This is a genomic window from Veillonella sp. CHU740 (assembly GCF_003992055.1).
Classification (GTDB): Bacteria; Bacillota; Negativicutes; order Veillonellales; family Veillonellaceae; genus F0422.
In genome coordinates, this window is sequence record NZ_RQVD01000004.1 from 40,359 (window position 1) to 65,198 (window position 24,840).

General features: G+C 39.9%; 16 protein-coding genes and 1 tRNA gene. 13 read left to right on the plus strand and 4 right to left on the minus strand.

Going from position 1 to position 24,840, the window contains the following annotated elements:
* The first annotated feature begins 2 nt into the window (after positions 1-2).
* From meaB to EO115_RS03415, 9 genes are all read left to right on the plus strand, one after another.
* Entirely contained in the window at positions 3-1,187 is a 1,185-nt protein-coding gene (meaB, locus tag EO115_RS03375) for a methylmalonyl Co-A mutase-associated GTPase MeaB (protein WP_126937584.1), read from the plus strand.
* Positions 1,188-1,502: 315 nt separating this feature from the next.
* The gene (locus EO115_RS03380; RefSeq protein ID WP_126937585.1) at positions 1,503-2,945 is read left to right on the plus strand and encodes a [FeFe] hydrogenase, group A; all 1,443 of its coding nucleotides are present in this window, start codon (positions 1,503-1,505) and stop codon (positions 2,943-2,945) included.
* Positions 2,946-3,532: 587 nt separating this feature from the next.
* A complete protein-coding gene (locus EO115_RS03385) occupies positions 3,533-3,868 on the plus strand; it encodes a hypothetical protein (protein ID WP_164724044.1) in 336 nt (111 codons plus the stop codon).
* Positions 3,861-4,274 (plus strand): hypothetical protein, encoded by a 414-nt coding sequence (locus EO115_RS03390; RefSeq protein ID WP_126937587.1) that lies wholly within the window; start codon positions 3,861-3,863, stop codon positions 4,272-4,274. The genes EO115_RS03385 and EO115_RS03390 overlap by 8 nt, the downstream gene beginning before the upstream one ends.
* 58 nt (positions 4,275-4,332) lie before the next feature.
* Positions 4,333-5,217 (plus strand): hypothetical protein, encoded by an 885-nt coding sequence (locus EO115_RS03395; protein ID WP_126937588.1) that lies wholly within the window; start codon positions 4,333-4,335, stop codon positions 5,215-5,217.
* Positions 5,218-5,389: 172 nt separating this feature from the next.
* A complete protein-coding gene (locus EO115_RS03400; protein WP_126937589.1) occupies positions 5,390-5,968 on the plus strand; it encodes a hypothetical protein in 579 nt (192 codons plus the stop codon).
* Between the two features lie 247 nt (positions 5,969-6,215).
* On the plus strand, positions 6,216-7,235 hold the full coding sequence (locus EO115_RS03405) for a branched-chain amino acid aminotransferase (RefSeq protein WP_126937590.1): 1,020 nt from the start codon (positions 6,216-6,218) through the stop codon (positions 7,233-7,235).
* Positions 7,236-7,604: 369 nt separating this feature from the next.
* Positions 7,605-12,191 carry a glutamate synthase large subunit gene (gene gltB, locus EO115_RS03410; RefSeq protein ID WP_371413256.1) on the plus strand — a complete coding sequence of 1,529 codons (4,587 nt, stop codon included), beginning with the start codon at positions 7,605-7,607 and terminating at the stop codon, positions 12,189-12,191.
* Positions 12,192-12,693: 502 nt separating this feature from the next.
* On the plus strand, positions 12,694-17,847 hold the full coding sequence (locus tag EO115_RS03415) for a TonB-dependent siderophore receptor (protein WP_126937591.1): 5,154 nt from the start codon (positions 12,694-12,696) through the stop codon (positions 17,845-17,847).
* 216 nt (positions 17,848-18,063) lie between these two features.
* Here the strand turns inward: EO115_RS03415 and EO115_RS03420 are convergent, their stop codons facing one another.
* Together EO115_RS03420 and ispE are read right to left on the minus strand one after the other, a co-directional pair.
* Entirely contained in the window at positions 18,064-18,753 is a 690-nt protein-coding gene (locus EO115_RS03420; protein WP_126937592.1) for a GntR family transcriptional regulator, read from the minus strand.
* Positions 18,750-19,634 carry a 4-(cytidine 5'-diphospho)-2-C-methyl-D-erythritol kinase gene (gene ispE, locus EO115_RS03425; protein ID WP_126937593.1) on the minus strand — a complete coding sequence of 295 codons (885 nt, stop codon included), beginning with the start codon at positions 19,632-19,634 and terminating at the stop codon, positions 18,750-18,752. Before ispE ends, EO115_RS03420 begins: the two co-directional genes overlap by 4 nt.
* A 444-nt stretch (positions 19,635-20,078) precedes the next feature.
* Here ispE and tadA point away from each other — a divergent pair, with 444 nt between their 5' ends.
* The 3 genes from tadA to EO115_RS03440 all read left to right on the plus strand — a co-directional run bounded on the left by tadA (position 20,079) and on the right by EO115_RS03440 (position 22,317).
* Positions 20,079-20,576, plus strand: coding sequence for a tRNA adenosine(34) deaminase TadA (tadA, locus tag EO115_RS03430; RefSeq protein WP_126937696.1), 498 nt, complete (start codon positions 20,079-20,081; stop codon positions 20,574-20,576).
* A tRNA-Ser gene (locus EO115_RS03435) sits at positions 20,530-20,620 on the plus strand. The genes tadA and EO115_RS03435 overlap by 47 nt, the downstream gene beginning before the upstream one ends.
* Before the next feature lie 308 nt (positions 20,621-20,928).
* Entirely contained in the window at positions 20,929-22,317 is a 1,389-nt protein-coding gene (locus tag EO115_RS03440) for a cation:dicarboxylate symporter family transporter (protein ID WP_126937594.1), read from the plus strand.
* Between the two features lie 256 nt (positions 22,318-22,573).
* On the opposite strand, the gene EO115_RS03445 is transcribed toward EO115_RS03440, so the two are convergent.
* Positions 22,574-23,065 (minus strand): hypothetical protein, encoded by a 492-nt coding sequence (locus tag EO115_RS03445; protein ID WP_126937595.1) that lies wholly within the window; start codon positions 23,063-23,065, stop codon positions 22,574-22,576.
* Positions 23,066-23,538: 473 nt separating this feature from the next.
* Positions 23,539-24,087, minus strand: a complete 549-nt coding sequence (gene rbr, locus EO115_RS03450; protein ID WP_126937596.1) for a rubrerythrin — start codon at positions 24,085-24,087, stop codon at positions 23,539-23,541.
* 498 nt (positions 24,088-24,585) lie between these two features.
* Here rbr and EO115_RS03455 point away from each other — a divergent pair, with 498 nt between their 5' ends.
* Positions 24,586-24,795 carry a DUF951 domain-containing protein gene (locus EO115_RS03455; RefSeq protein WP_126937597.1) on the plus strand — a complete coding sequence of 70 codons (210 nt, stop codon included), beginning with the start codon at positions 24,586-24,588 and terminating at the stop codon, positions 24,793-24,795.
* The last annotated feature ends 45 nt before the right edge of the window (positions 24,796-24,840 follow it).

The window sequence follows — 24,840 nt, forward strand, 5'->3', positions numbered from 1 at the left end:
TTATGAGTGATGATACCTATAAGCCTTCTTGGGTTCCTGAGGAGAAAGATGATAAATTTGCATGCCGTGTTATGCGTGGCGTGGACGGTGGTCATGATGGGATGGATGCACATACCCATGCACTACAAAAACCGGTAGCTCCTAAAGTAGTAAAACGGAAAAAACTGACCGTTGATGACTATGTGGAAGGGGTACTGGCTGGTAATCGAATGATTTTATCTCGTGCTATCACATTAATTGAAAGTAATGCAGCATCCCATTTTGAAATGGCACAACAAGTCATCCAACGTTTGTTGCCGTACACAGGCAAATCCACCCGTGTAGGGATTACAGGGGTGCCTGGGGCTGGTAAATCTACTTTAATTGAAGCATTGGGTACAAAATTATGTCAAAACGGTCATAAAGTGGCTGTTCTTGCGGTGGATCCATCTAGTACAGTGACAGGCGGGTCTATACTAGGGGATAAAACGCGGATGGAACAATTGTCACGGGAGCCGAATGCATTCATTCGTCCATCCCCATCAGGTGGTACCTTGGGCGGTTTGACTCGTAAAAGTAGAGAAACCTTGCTGTTATGTGAAGCGGCAGGGTACGATACAATCCTAGTAGAAACCGTGGGGGTTGGTCAAAGTGAGACTACAGTTCGTTCTATGGTAGACTTTTTCTTACTAGTAGTACTCACCGGTGCTGGGGATGAATTACAAGGCATGAAAAAAGGCGTTATGGAATTGGCAGATGCCATTGTCGTAAATAAGGCCGATGGAGATAACTTGCAACGTGCCAAAGTGACGCGCCAAGAATACGAACGCATTTTATGGTTCATTCGCGATGCCACAGAACAATGGACAACCCATGCGTACACATGCTCTGCTTATACAGGGGATGGTATCATGGAATTGTGGCAAGGGGTTATCGAAAAATTTATGGAACAATGTCAAGGCAATGGAGTGCTACAAGCACGTCGCCGTGATCAAACCTTATCGTGGGTATATTCCATGGTAGAAGAACATTTACAAAACTTGTTCTATCGTGCACCAGAAATTGTAGCTTGTCGAGGTGGTATCGAAGATGCTGTCATCGAGGGGCGTTTGACACCGACTTTGGCAGTACAACAGTTCATTACTACTTTCACACAAACAGCATTGGGAGACCAGGCTAAGAATGTTCCGTTATTTGAATTGAAATAACATAGAAACAGGAGGGGAAACTCTCCTGTTTTCTGCATGAATAGGCGAAATCCTAGTAGTTCTTAGGGTATATGGATTTTGAAAGATATAAAATGAAAAATATATAATAAAAATCTACATGTGTGATAAAAGTAACATAAAAATGATATAAATGTACATAATCAATGGATGTGTAAAATTTATTTAGAACTTAAAAGAATAGCAAAATAAATGGCTTATAGATTTCTTTCCACAAAGCCAATTATTTGTTATAATATGACGGAAAGTTAATGAATACATAACTAGTATTGTTTACACTATGTGAGGTGCATAATAATGAGTTTCGAAAGTCGATTCCAACATCTTGATCGCCGTGCCCCAATTGCTGAGGATAATGTGGCGATTATTCACGATTTAGAAAAATGTAAGAACTGTACTCTTTGTCGTAAAGCATGTGCTGACACTATGAGCGTACTTGACTATTATGATTTGGAAGCAACAGGAGATAATCCTATCTGTATCCAATGTGGTCAATGTGCGGTAATTTGCCCATTCGGCGCAATGTACGAACGTACAGAATTAGATAAAGTAAAAGAAGCCATTGCAGATCCAGAGAAAATCGTTGTTATCCAAACAGCGCCAGCTGTTCGTGTGTCCATCGGTGAAGAATTTGGGTTTGAGCCTGGTACATACCAAGAAGGCAAAATGGTAGGTGCTCTTCGTGCGTTAGGTGCTGACTATGTAGTTGATACTAACTTCGGTGCTGACTTAACTATCATGGAAGAAGCAAACGAACTATTAGAACGTAAATTACATGGTACAGGTCCATTGCCACAATTTACTAGCTGTTGTCCAGCATGGGTAAAATTCTGTGAAACATTCTTCCCAGAATACGTACCACATATCTCTTCAGCTCGTAGCTGTATCGCTATGGAATCTGCTATGGTCAAAACATATTTTGCAAAAAATATGAACATTGATCCTAAGAAAATTGTATCCGTATCCGTAGCTCCTTGTACTGCTAAAAAAGCAGAAATTCGTCGTCCTGAGCAAAATAACGCGTCTCGTTACAGTGGTGAAGACTTGGGTCCAGATACAGATATCTGTATCACTACACGTGAATTTGCACAATGGATTCGTGAAGCAGAATTAGATTTTGCCGCAGTAGAAGACTCTGCATACGATAAATTTATCGGTGCTGCTACTGGCGGCGGGGTTATCTTCGGTAACACTGGTGGTGTTATGGAAGCGGCTATGCGTGCATCCTATAAATTCATTACTGGTGACGAACCATCTCCAGCGCCACTTCTTAACTTAACAGATGTGCGTGGTATGGACGGTGTGAAAGAAGCAACCGTAGAAATCGGTGGACATACAATTAATGTGGCTGTTTGTCATGGTGGTAAAAATATCCGTGAATTCTTGAATGAATTGAAAGCATCTGGTAAGACATATGATTTCATCGAAATGATGGCTTGCCCAGGTGGCTGTATCGGCGGTGGTGGACAACCACGTGCAAAATTACCAGTTGCTAATAAAGTAAAAGGTGAGCGTATCGATGGTCTTTATAATTGGGATTCCAACATGAAGCTTCGTTCTTCTTATGAAAACCCTGAAATTAAAGATGCGTATGCTAATTTCTTGGAAAAACCATTAGGACATATTGCTCATGAATTATTACATACTACGTATGTAGATCGTAGCGGTGACTTAGGGGCTCGTAAAGACGTGACTCCTGAAACATGTCCAACATCTCCAAAATTTAAAAAGCCGGAATAATTTAGTTAGTAACTTCAACTCCGGTGAGTCAGCGAATGTGTAAGTTGGTTTGCTGCTGAACGAAGTTATTATATAGTCATCTAAGCATGACAACATACTGCAAGACGAAAAGACTCTTATGGGGATCATCCCATAGGAGTCTTTTCTATTCTATTCCATCTCGGGGACTCGGTGCTATGTGGAACAAGGGAAGAGCAGGGCATGTGATCTGACTCCATTTGTAGCCTGTGGAGTATTTCTAACAAATGGAAGAGCACGGCACATTCCTCCACAAACTGATCCTACGGTAGGTTTGCTCCGGAATATGCCGCACTCTTCTTCGTTTGTGTGATGTAGGAGCAATATATTCACAGGCTACTACTTAGGAAGTTTGCTCCAGACTATGTCGTGCTCTTCTGGTTTGGCCTGTATAGGACTAAAGCCCCAAGAGATGATCTACGAATGAGGGCAATTCTAGGAGATGGATATTTGTTGTGATAAAATATAATTAGATATAAATTGAGAAGTATATGGCTTGTTAGATGTTCTATAGAGAGAATTGGTGGATATAAATGAGGATAAAAGATACTTTCAATCCATATAAACCTATGACTGCAAAAGATTTTTGGAGAAGTCTATGGTGGATTTTTTTGTGGGGCTGGGGAGTAGGTATACCTGGAGCTATTTTAGAAAAAAATGGAGTAAGTCTTGAGGTTTTAATTGTAATAGCATTATTGTTTGTAGGTGGTATACAGTATATGTTGTTTCTTTTTATTATCAAACGGTTTAGATTTATGCAGATACCACCGATTTGGGCGATTTTTATATTCATTCCTCCTTTTAATGGATTATGCTTTATACTAGCTGGATTTAGTATTAATAGTAGTCTTTTTAGATTTCTTAAAAAGTTAGTACTTCCACTAAAAGAGGTGGATCATGCTTGAATTAGTTAAACTTGCACTTCATACATTGCATGATTATGGTGCTGAAACAGAAGATGCTTTGTTTTTATTTTATCATTGCATAGGGTTGATTCCGTTATGTGTGTATTGTTGGAAATATAATTACGAACGCTATACTGTTTTTACAAATGTAGTGATTCATCTGTTGCGTACGTTGTTGTTCATTGTAGCTTTTTTTATATATGTTCGCTATGGTTTTACAAATTATTTGATAAAGTGGAACTCTTTAGTACTGATTCTATATACGATTGTAGGATATTATTATTGGACACATAAAGAGTTATTGTATTGGTTTAATTCGACAGCGCGCAATATTTTAAAATATATTTTTTATAGTGCTGTTTGTATTGAAAGTATATATATACTTATTAAATGGTGGAATGTATAAATTTTCTGCTAGAATATAAAAAGAGAAAGGGGAATATCCATTGGCACGTATAGTTTCTATGGAAGCGATTTCGGAAAAGCAGTATAGGTCTTTGCATATGGAGAATAGTGCGGGCCATAGAATGATGATAGAGTTTGATGGAAATCATATTGATACTTGGGATGATATATACAAGGTTGTTAAGGAAAAGTTACTCATTGATGAAAAGATTGTTAACTTGTATCATTTGGAAGATATCCTATTGTATGGTAATGCTAAAGGAGTGGAACCCGTTCGAGAACTCTATATCATTTTTAGAAATCTGGATATAGCGATGAAAAGAAAAAGTGGAATTCTAGGTTATTTGAGGGACATATTTTCTTTTAATATGCATAGAGATTTAGATGCTCTATTGGTGTGGACGTTTTTTGCTGGTAATGTTATGCCTAGATGGGCTGTTGAAACAGAAGCTATGGAATCTTGGTCATCCATACCATTAGAGCTGTGCAAGTTATACTATGTGCAAGAGACTTCTTGGACAGAAACGATAGATCCGCCTCATAATGAAATTATTTATTTGGAAGAATCAGAGTATGATTTGTTGCGAGACAAGATAGTAACTGATGAAGATACATTTGTAGTGGACTTAACAGATGCACAGGATACTGAGGTGTTTATTCATGCCATGTCTAAGTATGTGAATGGTAAGATTAACTCTTTGGATGAACTAGAACGATATATGCTTAGAGGGTTGCGCGATACGACAAAACCGAAACAAATTGTGTTTTTCTTAAAAGACTTTCTCTCTTATTGTAGAAATGAGAGTAAGAGTTATGATGATGTACCACTTAGAGTGGGCTTGAGTTTTATAAAATATTGTATATGTTATTGGTTTTATGAAAGTACGCCTATACCAGAATCATGGAAAAAGGAGTTTACCTTGTATGTGACTGAAGAGTGGTAGAAGGAGATTCATAAATAATTGAGGAACTTTTTTAGAAAAATAGTGTAAAAAAGTTCCACAATGTTAGAATATTTTCAGAAATAAGAGCAGTAGTTGATGTAGTATACATAGAGGTGAAAGTGATTTGATAGACCAAAAGTATATAGAACGTAGGAAATATCCTATATTGGTGATGAGACAAGTTGAGGGATATATAGATTCCTATTATGAACGGATAGAGGGGATTAAGCTAAGAGAAAATCCTGCAGCAGTGATGGATAATCTTCTTATTAAAATTGTGGAAGATAGGCCTAATCAGAGAAAATATGTGTATAGTTTTTATGCTAATCATATGGACATAGCAAAAGCTGACATGATGATTCTTCATGAAATGTGTTGGGATAAAGCAATCGATATATGTACCTTGAAGAATGATAGTACGTTGAGGAATCATGTACGAAAGGTAGGTCATGGAGAAGGCGTACCTACCATTACTGACTCTTTTTATAAAATTGATGTGGAGAAAATACAAAAGGTTCATGATCTAGCTAGTAGGTTGCTTCATCAAATATCAGTAGATGAAGAGAACGAGGAGATCGAAGCAAAGTGGTTTTATGTAGAAGTTTATCAATCTACTAATGCTGGATATCTATCAGGAGGAGCTTGGATTTCACATGGTATTTTAGAAAAAATATATAAGGATACAGGTTGGGAAGAAGCGAAAGGCAAGGAGCTGACACTTGATGAGATTATATGTATTCAATCAATGTAAGGTTTCACAGATTATGATTTAGAAACTTAATTGATAAGAACTTCTTGCTCAATATTAGAGTAGAATACACAATTAGAATCTACCCCATCTTTTAGGCCTGTACTCTTGTACATTTTCCGTGTTGGGTGTATAATAGTTTTTATCTAAAATACAAATCAGTAAATATTCATATGATGTGAAGGGCTAGAAGGATGGATATACGTATACTTTCACGGTTTTCACAGGTATGGAATAATAGGAGGACAGTATGGCAAAGATTGATATGAACAATTTAGATTTTAGTTATAAAGAAACGCCATTCCGTTATGTGTCTAATTTCAAAGATGGTCAATGGGATGAAGGCGGTTTAACGGGTGAGGCGAATGTTGTCCTCAATGAATGTGCAGGTGTATTCCAATATGCGCAAACGATTTTTGAAGGTTTGAAAGCATATTACACAAAAGATGGTCACATTGTGTGTTTCCGTCCAGATTTAAATGCTGAGCGTTTGTATAACTCTGCAAAATATCTTGTAATGCAACCATTCCCAACGGATCGTTTTATCGAGGCAGTGAAAGAAGTGGTAAAAGCAAACCAAGACTTTGTGCCTCCATACAGCACAGGTGGTAGTTTGTATCTTCGTCCATTCTTGATGGGTACGAACAGTGTTATCGGTGTGAAACCAGCAGATGAGTTCCAATTCCGTATTTTTGGTACGCCTGTAGGGGATTATTTCAAAGGTGGTGTAAAGCCATTAAAAATTCAAATCTCCGATTTTGACCGTGCAGCACCACATGGTACAGGTCATATTAAAGCAGGCTTGAACTATGCTATGAGCTTGCATGCGTTAGAAGCAGCGCATGGAGCAGGGTATGCAGAGAACATGTACTTGGATCCACAAACCCGTACAAAAGTAGAAGAAACTGGTGGAGCTAACTTTATTTTCATTACTAAAGATGGTAAATTAGTAACGCCTAAATCTGATAGTATTCTTCCATCCATCACACGTCGTTCTTTGATGTATGTGGCAGAACATTATTTGGGCATGACGGTAGAACATCGTGAAGTGTACAAAGAAGAATTGAAAGACTTCGCTGAATGTGGTCTTTGCGGTACAGCGGCTGTTATTTCTCCTGTTGGCATGGTGCATACAAAAGAAGAAGATATCTTCTTCCCAAGCGGCATGGATGAAATGGGCCCAACATTAACAAAATTGCGCGAAACATTATTGGGCATTCAACATGGTGAAATTGAAGCACCAGAAGGCTGGATTGTTCGCATCGTATAATAGAATACTTTTACAATGACGTAAACGCATGGTTACCTTAGGGTAGCTATGCGTTTTCTTGTAAGAATACATGTATACATAAGTAAAATGTATTGAAATATATACTAATTTTTGCTAGTATAGTATGCAGTTCTATATTCTATAGAAAGATAACTATCATATATGACTGCTATAAATTGAAGTTATGTTTTATGATAAGAGTCTAATGCTGAAAGAAGGAAGAATAAAAAGGCATATACTAATACAGTTCATAGTTGAACTGCTATACGTATAGTCACTAAGCATAGGGGAATAAGAACTTTCAGTATATGTATACCTAGTGTTAAGTACACTAGTATAGTCATAGAGAGCCTACAGGAGGAGAGGGTTATGATGGAAATGAGTACCATTGCAAAACAACATGAGGAGCAACGCCATTTGGAAGCAAATGGTTTGTATAGCTCTCAATTTGAAAAAGATGCATGCGGCATGGGATTTGTGGTGAATATTAAAGGTAAGAAATCCCATGATATTATCGACGATGGCTTGCGTATTCTTGAGCGTTTGGAACACCGTGGTGGTGCTGGCGCCGATAAGGATACTGGCGATGGAGCGGGCATCTTAGTACAAATTCCACATGACTTTTTCCGCCGTGAGTGCGAAGTGTTGGGTATCCATTTACCACCAGTTGGCGATTACGGGGTAGGCATGGTCTTTGCTCATAAGTACGAAACATTGCGGAATGAGCAAAAGCGAATCTTAGAAGAGGTAGTTCGTGAAGAAGGTCAAATCGTATTGGGTTGGCGGGAAGTGCCGGTAGACTCTACAGCAGTTGGTCATGAGGCGGCATTGATTCGTCCTTGGATGATTCAAATCCTCATCGGTAGAGGTCCAGATGTGACGAACCAAGCGGAGTTTGAGCGCAAATTATACATGATACGTAAAATTGCAGAAAAACGTATCGTTCCATTGAGCAAAGAAATGAGTAGTGATTTCTACATTGCTTCCTTGTCTTCTAAGACAATCGTTTATAAAGGTATGTTGACACCAGTGCAATTACGTAACTTTTATCTTGACTTGAACGATTTAGATTTCACCTCTGCCTTGGCGATGGTGCATTCCCGTTTTAGTACGAATACATTCCCAAGTTGGGCGCGGGCTCATCCTAACCGTTATTTAGTACATAATGGGGAAATCAACACCATTCGTGGTAATGTAAACTGGATCAATGCTCGTGAAGGTAAAGCAGAGTCTCCGTTGTTCCCCGATATTAAAAAAGTATTCCCTGTTGTTGACGATACAGGATCTGACTCTGCCATGTTCGACAATACCCTTGAGTTCTTGCATATGACAGGTCGTAGCTTGCCACATGCGATTATGATGATGATTCCAGAACCGTGGGAACGCAATACCTTGATGAGTCAAGAAAAACATGACTTCTATGAGTTTAACAGTTTCATGATGGAACCATGGGATGGACCTGCTGCGATGGGCTTTACTGATGGTACTGTTATCGGTGGTGTTTTAGACAGAAATGGCTTACGTCCTGCGCGCTATTATGTGACTGCTGATGATCGCGTGATTATGGCATCTGAAGTAGGTGTTGTGAACGAAGCAGACGATATGATTCGTGCTAAAGGGCGATTAGAGCCAGGTAAAATGCTCTTAATTGATACAGAAGAAGGTCGTATCATTTCTGATGAAGAAATCAAACAACGAGTAGCTACAGAATTGCCGTACCATGAGTGGGTGAAAGAACATGTGATCCACTTGTCGGAAATTCAACAAGCTACGGAAGATAGTATCCCAGAAGTGGGCGACTTGCTCATGCAGCAACAAGTATTCGGCTATACCCAAGAAGATTTGGTGCGCATGATTATCCCAATGGCAAAAGACGGAAAAGATCCAGTAGGTTCCATGGGTGCCGATGCACCATTGGCGATTCTATCTGACAAACCGCAAATGTTGTACTCTTATTTCAAACAGCTATTTGCACAAGTGACAAATCCAGCTATCGATGCTATTCGTGAGGAAATGGTGACCTCTACACGAGTGATGCTTGGCAATAGCGGTAACTTGACGGATCCTAATAAAGTGGGCACATACGCAGTATCCATGCGAACTCCTATTATGACGAACCAAGAATTGGCAAGTATTAAACAATTGGACTGCCGTCGCATGAAATCTGTGACATTGCCTATCTTGTTTGATCCAGCCAAAGGTGCAGAAGGTATGAAAGAATCCTTAGATCGTCTGTGTAAAGATGCAGAGGAAGCAGCTCGTACCGACCAAAATGTGTTAATTTTGTCTGACCGTGGCGTGGACGAACACCATGCGCCAATCCCTGCGTTATTGGCAGTAGCTGCAGTGCACAATCATTTGATTAACACCGTGTTGCGTACAGAAATGGGATTAATTTTAGAATCTGGGGAACCTCGTGAAGTACATCACTTCTGTACACTCTTAGGCTATGGTGTAACGGCCATTAACCCATACGTGGCATTAGCAACGGTTCGTGAGCTACAAGCAACCAATCGTTTGGGGGATCTCACACCAGAAGAGGCAGAAGCCAATTACATCAAGGCCTCTGTGTCGGGTATCATGAAAGTGATGTCGAAAATGGGTATCTCCACTGTACGCAGTTACCATGGGGCACAAATCTTTGAGGCATTGGGATTGAATACGAACTTTATCAGTACCTACTTCCCGAACACACCGACACGTATTGGTGGTATTGGCTTAGGTGGAGTAGCTCATGAAACCTTAGAGCGATTCCAACGAGCTTTCAAAGAGGATGTGAAAGTTCTTGAACCAGGCGGTTGGTACGGTCCTATGAAAGATGGGGAAGAGCATTTATTCAATCCAGATACGATTAAGTTGTTGCAAACATCCTTAATCGAAGGGGATTACAATACATACAAAGAATACTCCAAAATGGTTCGCAATGATTACCATGTAACTTTGCGGAGCTTGATGGAATTGAACTTCCCTGTGGGTGGCGGCATTCCTGTAGAAGAAGTAGAACCAGTGGAAGACATTGTGAAACGCTTTAAAGCAGGCGCTATGAGCTATGGTGCGATCAGTAAAGAGGCGCACGAGGCCATTGCTATAGCTATGAACCGCTTAGGATCTACATCGAACTCCGGGGAAGGTGGCGAAGATACAAGTCGCTTTGTTCTCGATGCTAATGGAGATAATCGCAACAGCGAAGTAAAGCAAATTGCTTCTGGTCGTTTTGGGGTAACTACAAATTATTTGGTGCACGCAAAAGAATTGCAAATCAAATGTGCGCAAGGGGCAAAACCAGGTGAGGGTGGTCAATTACCAGGTAAAAAGGTATATCCAGACATTGCTAAAGCTCGTCATTCCACACCAGGGGTAGAACTGGTATCTCCGCCACCACATCATGATATTTACTCTATTGAAGATTTAGCAGAGTTAATTTATGACTTGAAATGTGTTAACCCAAGTGCAGCGATTTCCGTAAAATTAACGTCTGAAGCTGGCGTAGGCACCATTGCCGCAGGGGTAGCCAAAGCAAAAGCAGACAGCATCCTTATCTCCGGTTATGATGGTGGTACTGGTGCAGCAGGCCGTACGTCTGTGAAACATGCAGGTGTGCCATGGGAATTAGGTCTTTCAGAAACACATCAAACCTTGATGTTGAACCGTTTGCGTGACCGTGTACAGCTCGAAGTAGACAGTAAACTCATGACTGGTTATGATGTGGCAATCGCAGCCTTGCTAGGGGCAGAATTGTTCGGATTTGGTACCTTGCCATTAGTAGCTGTAGGCTGTCGTATGGCGCGGGTTTGCCACATGAATACATGCCCGTACGGCGTGGCCACACAAGATGAAAAATTGCGTGCTAAATTCACAGGTAAACCAGAATATGTGGAAAACTTGATGAAGTTCATCGCCCAAGAATTGCGCGAAATCATGGCTCGTTTAGGCATCCGTAGTGTGCGTGAGTTAGTAGGTCGTATCGATTTAGTGCGCCAACGCTCCCAAGACGATAATTTCAAATTGTCTCGTGTAGACTTGAAACGAATCTTGTTTAAACCATACACAGATGCATCTGTGGGACATTTGCATAGCATAGACCAAGACCATGAATTGGACCGCACCTTAGATATGAAAAAATTACTTCGTATGTGCCGTCCTGCCTTGGATGATCAAAAACCAATTCGTGCCAAATTGGCTATCAGCAATGTGAATCGTGTGGTAGGTACCTTGGTTGGTGGCGAAGTAGTTCGTCGTTACGGTGAAGCAGGCTTGTCAGAGAATACCATCAAATTGAACTTCGTTGGTTCTGCTGGTCAAAGTTTCGGTGCTTTCATTCCGAACGGCATGACATTAGAACTGGAAGGGGATGCCAACGACTATCTTGGTAAAGGTTTATCTGGTGGTACCATCATTGCGTACCCACCAAAAGCAGCTACCTATGAGGCGCATGAAAACATCTTAATCGGTAACGTGGCATTCTATGGGGCTACCTCCGGTGCTGCCTATATCAACGGCGTGGCAGGGGAACGGTTCTGCGTTCGTAACAGCGGTATCACAGCTGTTGTAGAAGGCGTGGGCGACCATGGCTGCGAATATATGACTGGCGGTGAGGTCCTTGTCCTTGGCCGTGTGGGCCGTAACTTTGGGGCTGGTATGTCCGGTGGCTATGCGTACGTCCTTGATCTAGATGGACGTTATTGTAACACAGGACTTGTGGAACTTCGCAAAGCTAGTGAAAGTGACTTAGCACGGATTCATGAGCTAGTACAACAACATGTATTGCATACGAACTCGAAACAAGGTCGTCATATGTTAGAAAATTGGGTACTGTACAAAGATCGTTTTACAAAAATCGTGCCAACAGCTTACGAAGAAATGCAACAAAGTATCGCTCATTTCCAAGGTGAAGGTATGTCATTAGAAGAAGCACAATTAGCAGCATTCAAAGCGAAATATATGAGTGGAAAATAGATTATTATTAAGGTATTTATAATAGAATTTTACGCTCAAATTGAATAGGTACTAAGAAAAGAGGAATGGAACTGATGATGCAGAGCCATTCCTCTTTTGGTGTGGAGTTCATAGGTATATGGTTGTAATAGAATCAGCAAAAATTACCTTTACAAATAGTAATTATTGATATATACACTCAATATGGTATGGATATCGATACCTATATAAATTTATATTATATATATAAATGCTGATATAACACAGAAAAATGATTGGCATATATGATAAAGATGAAGAAAAGATGAAGAAATTATTGACTTTCATTTTCAGTATTGATATAGTTAATATGAAAATATTGCAAAGGTTTACAATAGACAAGTAAAAGTGTGTGTAGGTAATAAATTGGTTTCTTTCACTTGTAATAGTAGTCAAACCTTGCAAGGTATCATAATGTAGTATACGGATATGTGTGTGTCTGTATGCGAGTAAACTTATTTTTGAAAGACTATGAGGTGTTAGGATGTATCAAAGAAAGACAGGTAAGCACCTACTATTATACGGTGCAATTATGACATGGATGGGTATGTTCCATGGTGTAGCAGCAGACAATGCCGTATACGTAGAAGCAGATAGACTGAAAGCGGCGGAGCAATATGAAACGCAGCATACGACGATCATTACGCAAAAAGATATTGAAGCAAAACAGGCTAAAAATGTAGAAGATGTAGTGTTCCATGAAACGGGTGTATCTCGTACCGTAGATGCGATGGGTCGTGTAGGAGTATCCATTCGGGGTGCAGACCCACGCCATACATTGATCTTAATTGATGGACAACCCGCTATTGGTGAGTTTGCTAAATATGCAGGGCAAGGTGATGAGTTGATGCGCCTGGGGGCAGAAAATTTAGATCACATTGAGGTGGTCCAAGGGGCAGCCTCTGCGAAATACGGTTCGGGTGCTATTGGTGGCGTCATCAATGTAGTAACGAAGAAACCGACAAAGAAGAGCGGATTTCAATTTAATGTAGAATCTTTGCGCACAAAAGGTGACAACGGGTCTATGCCATACTCTAACTTCTTTATGCGTGCCGACACAGGTAAAATTGGCAATATCAATATGGCTATTTATGGTAGCAAACGTGATGTGATGCCTGTGTATGCAGTGAACCCAAGAAAGCGTGTGGAATTAGCGCATGACGATATGACTGTCTTTGCAAAGAACTCTTTGCGTTACTTTGGAGAACAATCTAATATTGGTATGAGTGCCCATTGGCAAGCGAATAAAAACCATGGGGTAGACATTCGTGTGGACCAACATAAAGAAGAATTGCATCGTTTTAATAAAGGGTCTAACTCTTTAATGGCCCCAGAAGTGCAATTTAAACGGAGTATCAAACGGAACCAATATAGTATCGGTTGGCATGCGAAAAATCAAGAAAAAATCAATTGGGACGTAGAAGTGAACTACGCGAAATTGAAAGAAAATGATGTGACTTTAACGAATACAGTAGGTCATGTACCCTTCTTTGGTGCCAATGAATTGAATCAAGTGGATACTATTGACCATTCCCAATTTGACGTGCATTCGGACTTTCATATTGCTGTCAATGATAAGCATTTCGTCAATACTGGATTTGGTATCAAAAAAGAAAAAGGCAGCGGTAGCCGTTTAAAAAGTGCGCCTAAAACGACAAAACAGTTCATCAATCCATGGGATTATGATAAACATCTGAAAGAAGATCCAGTCACGCATGAAGTGGCCTCTCGCGTGGAAGATTATCCGATTGAAAAGGACGCAGACGGCACGCCATATTGGAACCGTTTGAAAGAGTGGTATGGCTATGAAAAAGGGGTACAAGGTAAGGATTATTTACCTTCCTTTACCTATGAAGAATTTTTCAGCCAAGAACATGCCTTTGATTTAGTGGACAATGTACCAAAAGAAATCGAAGGTTCTCACATGAATAGTAATAACCGCATTTCTTATTTCTTGGATCATACTACGTCCGAAACGAGAGATCGTTTTAATGAGTTAGTAGACAAATTGTATGAGCAAAATCCTGAGATTAAAGCTGCCAATGCAAGTGAATCCCGTATTAGGCAAAGTACCATCGTGTATTACTACTATACGGGCAAGCCTATGGAAATCAATGGTAAATCATACGATGTGAAATTGAATAATGTACAATTCAAAAAAGGCGATGCCTTACACAATCGTGTGACGGTAGGCGAAGCAGATATTCAAAAAGAATATGTATATGTACAAGATGATTGGCAAGTGAATAAAAACACCACGATTACGCCGATTGTGCGTCTAGACCACAGCAGTCTATTCGGTAACAATTTGACTTTTAATGTAGGTATGCTACATAACTTACGTGGGGATGTGCATACTCGTTTGAAAGCGAATGTTGGCACTAGTTATAATGAGCCAGGTATGGGCGAATTGTATTATAACTGGGAAATGTATTCTGGTAACCCATTGAGTGGTGGACTTGGTGGCGGTACGGCTCGAATGGGGTGGTACTGGGTTGGCAATCCTGACTTAAAACCAGAAAAATCCATCAATGTGGATGTAGGTTGGGAACATGAAAATAAAACGACATCCTACCGTGCTAGCGCCTTCCACAATCGTATCCGTGATTACCATTCCATTTACTTCACAGGTCATTTATTAGACTTCTATCCAGAGTATAATGAACGGACGCATTTGGGGTCTGAAAAATATCAACATGCTCCAGACATGATCTACAGCTTCAAAAATATTGGAAAAGTATCTATTACAGGGTTAGAGGCAGAAGTTAAACATAACTTTAATAAAAAATGGTCTGGTAAATTAGGATATACCTTCTTGCATACTGAGAACCAATCGGATCCAACCTTACCGAAACAATTGTTGGATAAACCACAGCATAAAATTGATGTAGGCATCAACTATGATGATAAAGATTCTGGTTTGCATGCATCTTTGTATGGTAATCTGTATATGAACATGTTGGATAGTCGTTCCTTAGCAGGCAATGGTAACTTCATCGATTCCTATGGCCCAGCAGAGAATGAAAATCCTAATATTTCCCATATTGATACATACTTTAAAGAAGGTAAAAAGCAAGAGTATCAATCCAAAACATATAGTGTATGGAATTTCATTGTTCAAAAATCTTGGGGCAATGATATGAAAGCCTACATTGGTGTAGACAACTTGTTTAATTACCGTGATGATGACCGAGCTATGCAAGATCGTGTATATCGCGTTGGCATTAACTTTAAAATTGGCAGTGATGGACATGTTCACAAAGTATTACAAGATCAGTCCGGTAAAGAAGTGGCAAATATTGATTTAGGTCCAGTAGACTTTGCTAAGTTTATCACGACACCATTTGGTGAGATTAGTAGCTCTGATTTGAGCTTTGCTGGGGACTACAAATGGCGTACGCACTATATGGAAGGTCAAAACCGTCCTGATGTAAGAACTACGTTAACATCTGCTATTGGTTCTGCTATGAAAAATATGCAAGATCCATCTGAAAACGGTTGGGAACAAAAAGTACAAATCGGCGTAGAAGGTCGTATTAATGATAAAACGGCGGTGGAAGTTATCACTAGCGCCAGCGGTCATGCAGGCCATGCTACAGAAGATACGGTGGATACGAATCGAAGCTTACGCAAAGTGAAATTAGAAGAAGCGAATATCACAAGAAAAGAAAAATCTTGGGATTTCTCTGTAGGACGTTTACCAGAAAAATTAGGGGAAACTGGTTACTGGTTCAACCAAACTTTTGATGGGGTTCGTGCTGTTTGGACGAAAGATAATACGCAAGTTCGTGTCGGCTATGGTGATTTCTCTAGAAATACAGGCATTACAGATTCCGCGTATACGCAAATGTCCTACAAAACTATGGAACGTCCATTGACAGTGAATGAGTTCTTGAATAGTGTAGAAGGGTTGAAACTAACAAAACCATTTAAGCCAATGAACATAGCGGTTCGTGAAAAAGTGGGCGATGTAGCAGGTCAATACGAAACGATTCGTAAGTACTACAATTGGGCGAAACAAGCGTATCCAAACTACTTGAAGTCTGAGGAAACAATATACTATATCAGCATTCCAAAAGCTGTGTATGGGTATACAAAAACCTATGATCCAGCTACTGGAAAAGCACCTGAAAAAGTAGGAGAAGCAGGAGTTAAATACCTGACAGAAACGGGTACGTATCCATTCTATAGTACAGATACGGATAAATATGCTACAGCATCACAAACATTCCCTAGAACCATGTCGGCGGATTTATACCCATCATTGAATAAAGATATTTTAGGATATAGTTATGACGATGATGCACCGATCCAAGGCGATGGCAGTGAATTTGTGAAAAAATTCTTGGCAGAACGTGGAGCGACTTTAATCGAGCGGTATAATAAAAATATCAAAGAAGCTATCAAAAGTGCAGAAGATAGTGCCAAAGAGGAATATGGCTATGCAGTTGATGATTTAAAATCACATACAGCTTCTCGAGATGAAAAACAAAGAGACTTAGATACAGTAAATAAAAAATTGGCTGACTTTGTAGCAGCTCATCCAACAGGCCTAGGCACATTAGAAAGTTATCGAGGTAAAGAAAGTGCGAATGGCACTTTCACGGACGCAGAAAAAGAACATTTTGAGTTACTGAAAAAACAGGATTTATCATCTTGGCTTGTAGATTATTACAATGATAAAATTAAAGATGATACGGAGAATATCAACCGTCCTCCATTTACGGCTACCGATATCGTAGGTGGTACTGTGGATGAAAATGTGTTACGGGCAACCTTAGAAAAAGAAAATACATTGCCTGCTGACGGGGTTGATAATAAAGGGCTAGTAGCACCAGTAGCAGCCTATGCGAACAAAATCACTTCAGATTTACGATTTACTGAAAAAGGTAGTCTATTCCCTCGTGTACCATTAGGCGAAGCGACAGGCGTTCATGTGTTACAACAAGGCTATGTTCTTGATCGTGCAGAAGTGCCAAGTATTAAACGAGCTTTCTTTGTGGAAGTAAAACAACAAGTGAAACCTAACTTGGGCGTATCTGCATGGTACTTACATTCTCAAGGTAATCGTGATGTAGTTTTTGAAACGGCAAAAGAAACAGCTGGTGTTAAAGGCAATGAAACACATCGCTATCACCAAGTGGCCAATGTATTGGCTGTAGGCGCAAGATATACTCTTGGTAAGAGCGCAATGCTATCCTTTGACTATGGTAAAAACTTGTCCAATTTAGGTAAACATTTGAATGGTCAAACAGCATATGATTACAATGCAGCCACGAATGCTTTTGCTGTCTTGGGTCATAAAATAGGTAGCACTCCTACCTTCTGGGTAATGCGTGCACAAGTAGGTATGGCGGATATTGCAAGACCGCAAACCTGGTCTATGTATGCGGACTATAAACACTTTGAACATGGCTCTTTCTTCGGTGGCAATGGTACAAATGGTTTAACTGATCGTTACTTAGATGGTATTGAAAGCTTCACATTAGGTGGTTCCTATGTGCCGGCGAAAAACTGGGTAGTAGAAGCAAGCTATACATTTGGTGCAAAAGGTATCGGACAACGAGATACATTATTTGGACCAGAACGCTTTAGCTTAGGTAACTACTCTACCGTACAAATGACGTACAAATTCTAATGATGATTGTTGAATATAGCTTATCTTGTTAACGTAAGTAAACACACTAGTCATAAGAAATAACCGTTACACATAAGGGGCTGGAATAAAATAGCCCACAAATAAAATAGAGGAAAGTTGATCAAAAACTATCAACTTTCCTCTATTTTTTATATTTTTAATAAGCAAAAGGGTCCCGAAGGACCCTTTTCAGTATTTGATATTCGGCGAGACAAGTTATTCCTCATGACCTTGTAATTGCATGCCAGCCAACAATGTTTTTTCTGACTCTTCCATATGGATACGAGCAATATGTCGTGCTCGTTCTACATCGCGGTCAGAAATAGCCTCTACGAGTTGACGGTGTTCATCCCAAGTTTTAGCAAGGCGACCTGTTTGGCTCATAGATAAGGTACGGAAGCGCAAAGTCTGTTCCCGTAGATTATGAATCATTTCTACGAGGCGATCATTACGAGAAGCCTTATAGAGAATCTCGTGGAATAGAATATCGGCCTGTACGACTTTATCGAGATTTTTTTCATTCATGTAGTTGCCGATTTCTACAAGATGTTGTTCTAAGGCTTCGATTTCTTCGTTGGTAATACGTTCTGCTGCGAGCTCTGCGGCTAATTCTTCTAAGATAGAACGAAGCTCAAACACTTCTGTTACATCTTTCAAACTCATATCTGCTACATAGGTGCCACGGCGTGGAATCATCACCACAAGACCTTCTTGTTCTAAAATGCGAATAGCCTCACGAATAGGAGTACGACTCACACCGAGTTCTTCCGCAAGAGGGATTTCCATCAGCCGTTCTCCAGGTGGTAAGACGCCATCCCGAATGGCCTGACGTAGGGCATCGCTAACGATTTCACGAAGTGGTTTGTACGCATCTAAACGGATGGGTTGTAAACGTGGTACATTCATGGTAAGGCCTCCTTATCATGTGTTTTCGTAATTAATGAAAGCCAGTTATGACCAGCTTTTTTGATTTCTTCTTGTAATCGAATTGCATCTAGTGCTTTTTCTAATAGTACCACCATAGTCGGGCCGCTACCAGTCATAATCGTAGGGAATCCACGATCTAAGAAAAACTGCTTACATGCCACAAGCTCTGGATGTATAGGAAAGATTAACTCTTCAAAGGTATTGTCGCTGGATGTGAAAGCCTGACGAAAGTCTTTGGCTTTCATATGGGCGGTAACAGTATCCATCGTGTCCGTAGTGACACGAGAAGATCCAGAGAAACGACCATACGCATCTGCTGTGGAGATACTAATTTCTGGTTTCACAATGAGGAGCCACTGCGCTTGTCCTGTAGGCAATGATTCCAAGATTTCACCACGTCCCGTACCGCGAGCAGTGCCGCCTTTTAAAAGGAATGGTACATCAGAACCAAGTTTGGAAGCCATGGTCAAGAGTTCCTCATCAGTTAACCGAAGGTCCCAAAATTTGTTAAGACCTAATAGCATGGCAGCACCATCACCGCTACCGCCACCCATGCCAGCACAAGGCGGTACACGTTTCAATAAATGGATGGCTGCACCTTGCGTACAGCCTGTGTACTCTTGCACCATGCGGAGAGCTTTCATAGCGATATTACTTTCTGTATAGGGGATCATCTGAGCCATATAATAAGGAAGTTCAGGGGCATCACCGGAGAATACCATAGAATGGTGGCGTGCAAAATACAGAGAATCACCTAAAAAAATAGATTGGAAAATGGTATCTATATCATGGTACCCATCATCGCGTTTACCCGTGATGGCTAGGCCCACATTAATTTTACTAAAAGCGCGTTGTTCCATATAATTCGTTCACCTCAGTAGATGTATTAAATTAATTTGCATATATTTTTTATTATACCATAAATTAATACAATACATGGTAACAGAGAACACAACCCTCTTGCCCCCTGAGGAGGGCCATCACGAGTAGTAGCCTTGTGGTGTTTTTTACTACTTAGATCAGAGCAATCGTAGAAGAGTAGGACATACTCCGGAGCAAACCTACCGGAGGATCAGTTTGTGGAGGAATATGTCCTACTCTTCCATTTATCTAATATAAAAGCACCACAGGCTACATAGCGGGATAAGTGACGACCTACCGTAGGATCAGTTTGAGAAGGAGTATGTTACGGTCTTCCTTTTATCTAATATAAAAGCACCACAAGCTACATAGTGTAAGCAGTGACGATTGATGGAAAATATGATATTCTATTGTGTAGCGGCAATTGGAAAGGAAGTGACTGTATGACTGATGAAGAGTATATGCGTGAAGCCTTGGTAGAGGCAAGGAAGGCCTATGATATGGGGGAGATTCCCATTGGAGCTGTATTAGTGCATGAAGGTAACATTATTAGCCGACATCATAATCGTCGTGAAATCGATCATGATGCAACGGCCCATGCAGAGGTACTCGTGATTCGTGAAGCAAATGCCTTACTAGAAAGATGGCGGTTGACCGGTTGCACGCTTTATGTTACGATAGAACCATGTCCCATGTGTGCTGGAGCTATTATCAACAGTCGCATTGATCGCGTTGTGTATGGCAGCAGTGATTACAAGGGTGGAGCGGTAGAATCTTTATTTAATGTGTTGTCACATCCTAATTTGAATCATGAGCCAGAGGTTCTGGCTGGCGTCTTGCAAGAAGAATGCAGTCAAATTATGAAAGACTTTTTTAAAGAGCGCCGTCGTATACGGAGAGGTACTCAAGTGGCTGAAGAGTCCGCACTCGAAATGCGGTAGGTCAGGAAACTGGCGCGGGGGTTCAAATCCCCCTCTCTCCGCCAGATAGAGAGCATATGCCTTTGGCATGTGCTCTTTTTATGTATAAGATGCAGGATAACTAGCACAGTATGTATAATATATAACTGAGAACTCTATCGATATAAATGCTAAAAATACTCTGATTTTAGAATAGAAATGCATGAATACCGGAAAATATATAGTTTCCACCTATTAACCTATGAAATAAATAGGATATTGACCGTATAGGGATAGAGTGCTATAATGTTGCATGTTATAACTTGCAATAGAAGTAAGTACAAAAAGAAGTTAGAAGGACTATAGAGTGGTCTAGAAAAGGAGGAGTAATTGTATGGATATACCATTTTTTCAACAATTTCTCATGATTAGTGATCCTATGACAATAGGAATATTGGTATTATTTGTGATTGCCTTGGGCTATGTGTACTTTTTACAAAGACGAAATATTCAGTTTGGTACATTAGTTATGATTGCTACATTAATTGGTGCTATTTTAGGCGTTGCAGTACAGTTTATTGCGGGATTCCCGAATAATCCAATGGATGTAGTGTTTATCAAAGAAAGTACAAAGTGGTTCTCTCTTATCGGGGGCGGATTTATCGATTTAATTCGAATGTTAGTCATTCCAGTGGTTTTCATTTCTATCGTATATGTTATCTTGCATATGGATAAGCATGCGAACTTAAAACGATTAGTATCCTCTACAGGTATTGTAGCACTTGTCATGGTAGGGATTGCGGCGATTGTAGGATTAGCCTTGGGATCTTTCACAGGACTAGGTGATGGTACATTAGGTGCTGCTGGTGATTCTAAAATGCGTGAAGTAAAACCGGTTGTAGATACATTACGTGCTTTGATTCCGTCTAATCCAGTGAATGCGATGGCCCAAACAAATGTTATCGCCATTGTTGTATTTGGTGTTATCATCGGTGGTGTAGCGCGTTTAGTAAAACAACATGGTGCTAGCGATTTAGCGATTTTTACAAAACTATTTGATGAAGCGTACACATTGATTTTCTGGGTTGCCGACTTCATTATTGGCTTGATGCCATACGGTGTCGTTGCCTTATTAGCGACTACATTAGCACAAAAAGGATTTGGTGCGATTGCAGATATGGGATTATTCATCGTCCTAATTTATGTGGGTGTGGCCATTATGTTAGTGGTACAATCTATCTTGCTCATTCTATTTGGTGTCAGCCCATTGATGTATTTCCGTAAAGCGAAAGAGGCATTAATTTTAGCTTTCACATCTCGTTCCAGTATGGGTGTCTTACCATTAACAGTGGAAACGTTAACGAAAAAATTGGGCGTTAACCCAGCGACAGCTAATACGGTAGCGAGCTTTGGTACGACAGCAGGTATGCAAGGTTGTGCAGGTATCTTCCCGGCCTTATGTATTGTCTATATTGCTCGTGTATCTGGTGTACCACTAGACTTTACGATGTATGTTATGAGTGTTATCGTCATTGCTATTGGTTCCTTAGGTATTGCAGGCGTTCCTGGCACAGCTACGATGGCTGCTTCTGTATCCTTATCTGGTACAGGTATGGGTGGATTCTTTGGGTCCATTTCTCCAATCTTGGCGGTAGATCCGATTTTAGATATGGGGCGGACTATGCTCAATGTAAGTGGTTCCATGACGAATGCTATCGTAGTAGATCGATTACAAGGGACCTTCGACCAAGAAGCATTTAATGATACAAAAACCATTCGATAAAATACGACACACTATATAGTACGCATATATAGTGAAAGTAATACGAAGTATATAAAAGACTGTGACTATCTGCTGTATAGATAGTTACAGTCTTTTTGTATGAGTATGTTTCTTGTAGGGTACAAGTTAGACAATTATCTATTAGTATATATAAAATAAAAGCCTCTATCGATGGATAGAGGCTTTTATGATAGTAGGGAGCATATCAGTAAGGGGAGAGTGCGTATGCACGCTTAAAGGGGCGTATAGAGGGCAATTACCAACGGTCAACACCTAAATGATGCTCCATGCGGCGCATCATACGAGCAAATGCATCATCTTCATCCTTTTTTTGATCTTTCTTTTCTTCTATCATAGGAAGGGTATTGCTTGTTGTGATGATAACAGTATCACCAAAGGTATGATAAGAATGACCGCCCACTCGTTTTGTTTGTGAATAGCTTTCATCGTAGGAATATGGATCGATGCGATCTTTGTGAAAGAAATCATCCTTGTTATATTCACGAACACCTGCATTGTAGGCATCAATAGCTGCCCTTTTTTTAGTAATTAAAGATTGGATAATAGCATCTGTATCTGCCAAATAGTTTTCTAGATCTTTTTGGTACGCTTTCATATCTTCAGAGGACGCCATTTTAAAAGACATTGGCTTGTGGTCGCTTTGGAAATTTGGATAATTCATAGAGGAAGCAAATGCGGAAGAACCAATCGTCATAGCTAGTGTTGTTAATAGTAGTGCACGTTTCATAAGTGTCTCCTTCTCATCAGTTAGTGTTTAACATATAGTTAGGTGTATCGTAGTGTTTACCATCACTTGGGGATACGTTGGGAATAACTACGAATAGGTTTTTATATACATGTATATGTAGTATATATTTAGGGGGGTAGACCCTGCACCTAAAGTATAGACCAAGAAGATGAAGATAAGATGATGAATAGTGAAAGATAATTATATCTTCTACTGGGAAGTCAGGGAGGGATATATACTTTGGCATGCAAAAAAGCGACTGTTTTCACAGTCGCTTTAGTATACCTATACTAGATCTAACCCACTTGGGAAATGATGATGTAACTTGACCCACTTGGGTAAACCTTATTACTACTTAGTATATTGCATATGTAAGATACTTATCTTTAGAACTACTTAGTTCCTATCGTTATTGCTGTGTATCACTTGATACAAATCTATAGAGCTTATCTAAGAAACCACTTGGTTATAGATTAGATAAGAGTTTCTCCGTGTTGGGAGAAGAATGCTTGTGGATGAGCACATACTGGGCAAAGTTTTGGAGCTTCTTCGCCGATGTGGATGTAACCACAGTTAGCACAGATCCAAGCAACTGGTTGTTCACGTTTGAACACTGTACCACCTTCAACAGATGTTACAAGGTCAAGGTAACGTTCTTCATGACGAGCTTCGATTACGCCAACTTGTTCGAATAAGTAAGCGATTTTAGCGAAACCTTCTTCTTTCGCAACTTTAGCGAATTCTGGGTACATTACAGTGTGTTCGTAGTGTTCACCAGCAGCAGCATCTTTTAAGTTGATAGCTACGTCAGAGTTTACATCGCCACCATGTAACAATTTGAACCATACTTTAGCATGAGCGGATTCGTTGATTGCTGTTTCTTCGAAGTAATCAGCGATTTTGTTCATACCTGCTTTACGAGCTGCACTTGCGTAGTATGTATATTTACGATTAGCTTGAGATTCACCAGCGAACGCTGCTTGAAGATTTTTTTCTGTTTGTGTACCTTTTAATTCTGGCATTTTCTTTCCTCCATGTACTTTACATAGCTTTTAAAATAAATACTTATTTGTTTAACGGGAACAATCACTTGACTGATTCCCTATTGATTTCGTTACTTAACGAATAATCATTGTTGATTACATTATAGACTATGAAAATGAGAAATGCAAGTCTTTTTTTAGAAAAATTTAAAAATTTTTTGTAAATGATAAAGTCTCTCAATCGGCTTAAATAAAGGGCTTGCCGGTTATTAAATCCCTAAAAAATAAAGGGGATTATACAAAATAGAAATTGAGAATCGAACTCATAAACGGAAAAGGAAATGATAATACATAGAAAAGGCTCTATATAAAGGGTTTCTATATAGCAAAATGTAGTGTAACGATATGGTTTTGTGATGAGAGACAAAATATGATAGGAATATTTGTCAATGTCTTGAGAGCTGTAGGGTAACTGTAGAGAAATCTATTGCTAGATGGTATACTATATTCATACTACACAGAATAAAGGAGGATCCTATGGGATTTGTAAAATATCAGGTAGGTGATGTGGTGCAAATGAAGAAGTCTCATCCTTGTGGTAGTACGAATTGGGAAATCAAACGAACTGGTGTTGATTTCGTGATTGTCTGCCAAGGATGTGGACATCAGGTGATGATACCTCGTCCAAAATTTGAAAAAAGTGTTAAAAAGATACTATCGAAAGTTGCATCCAGTGATATCGAGTGAGATCGCGGATACTCATTCATAAGGGCTGCGATGTATTGTGATAGA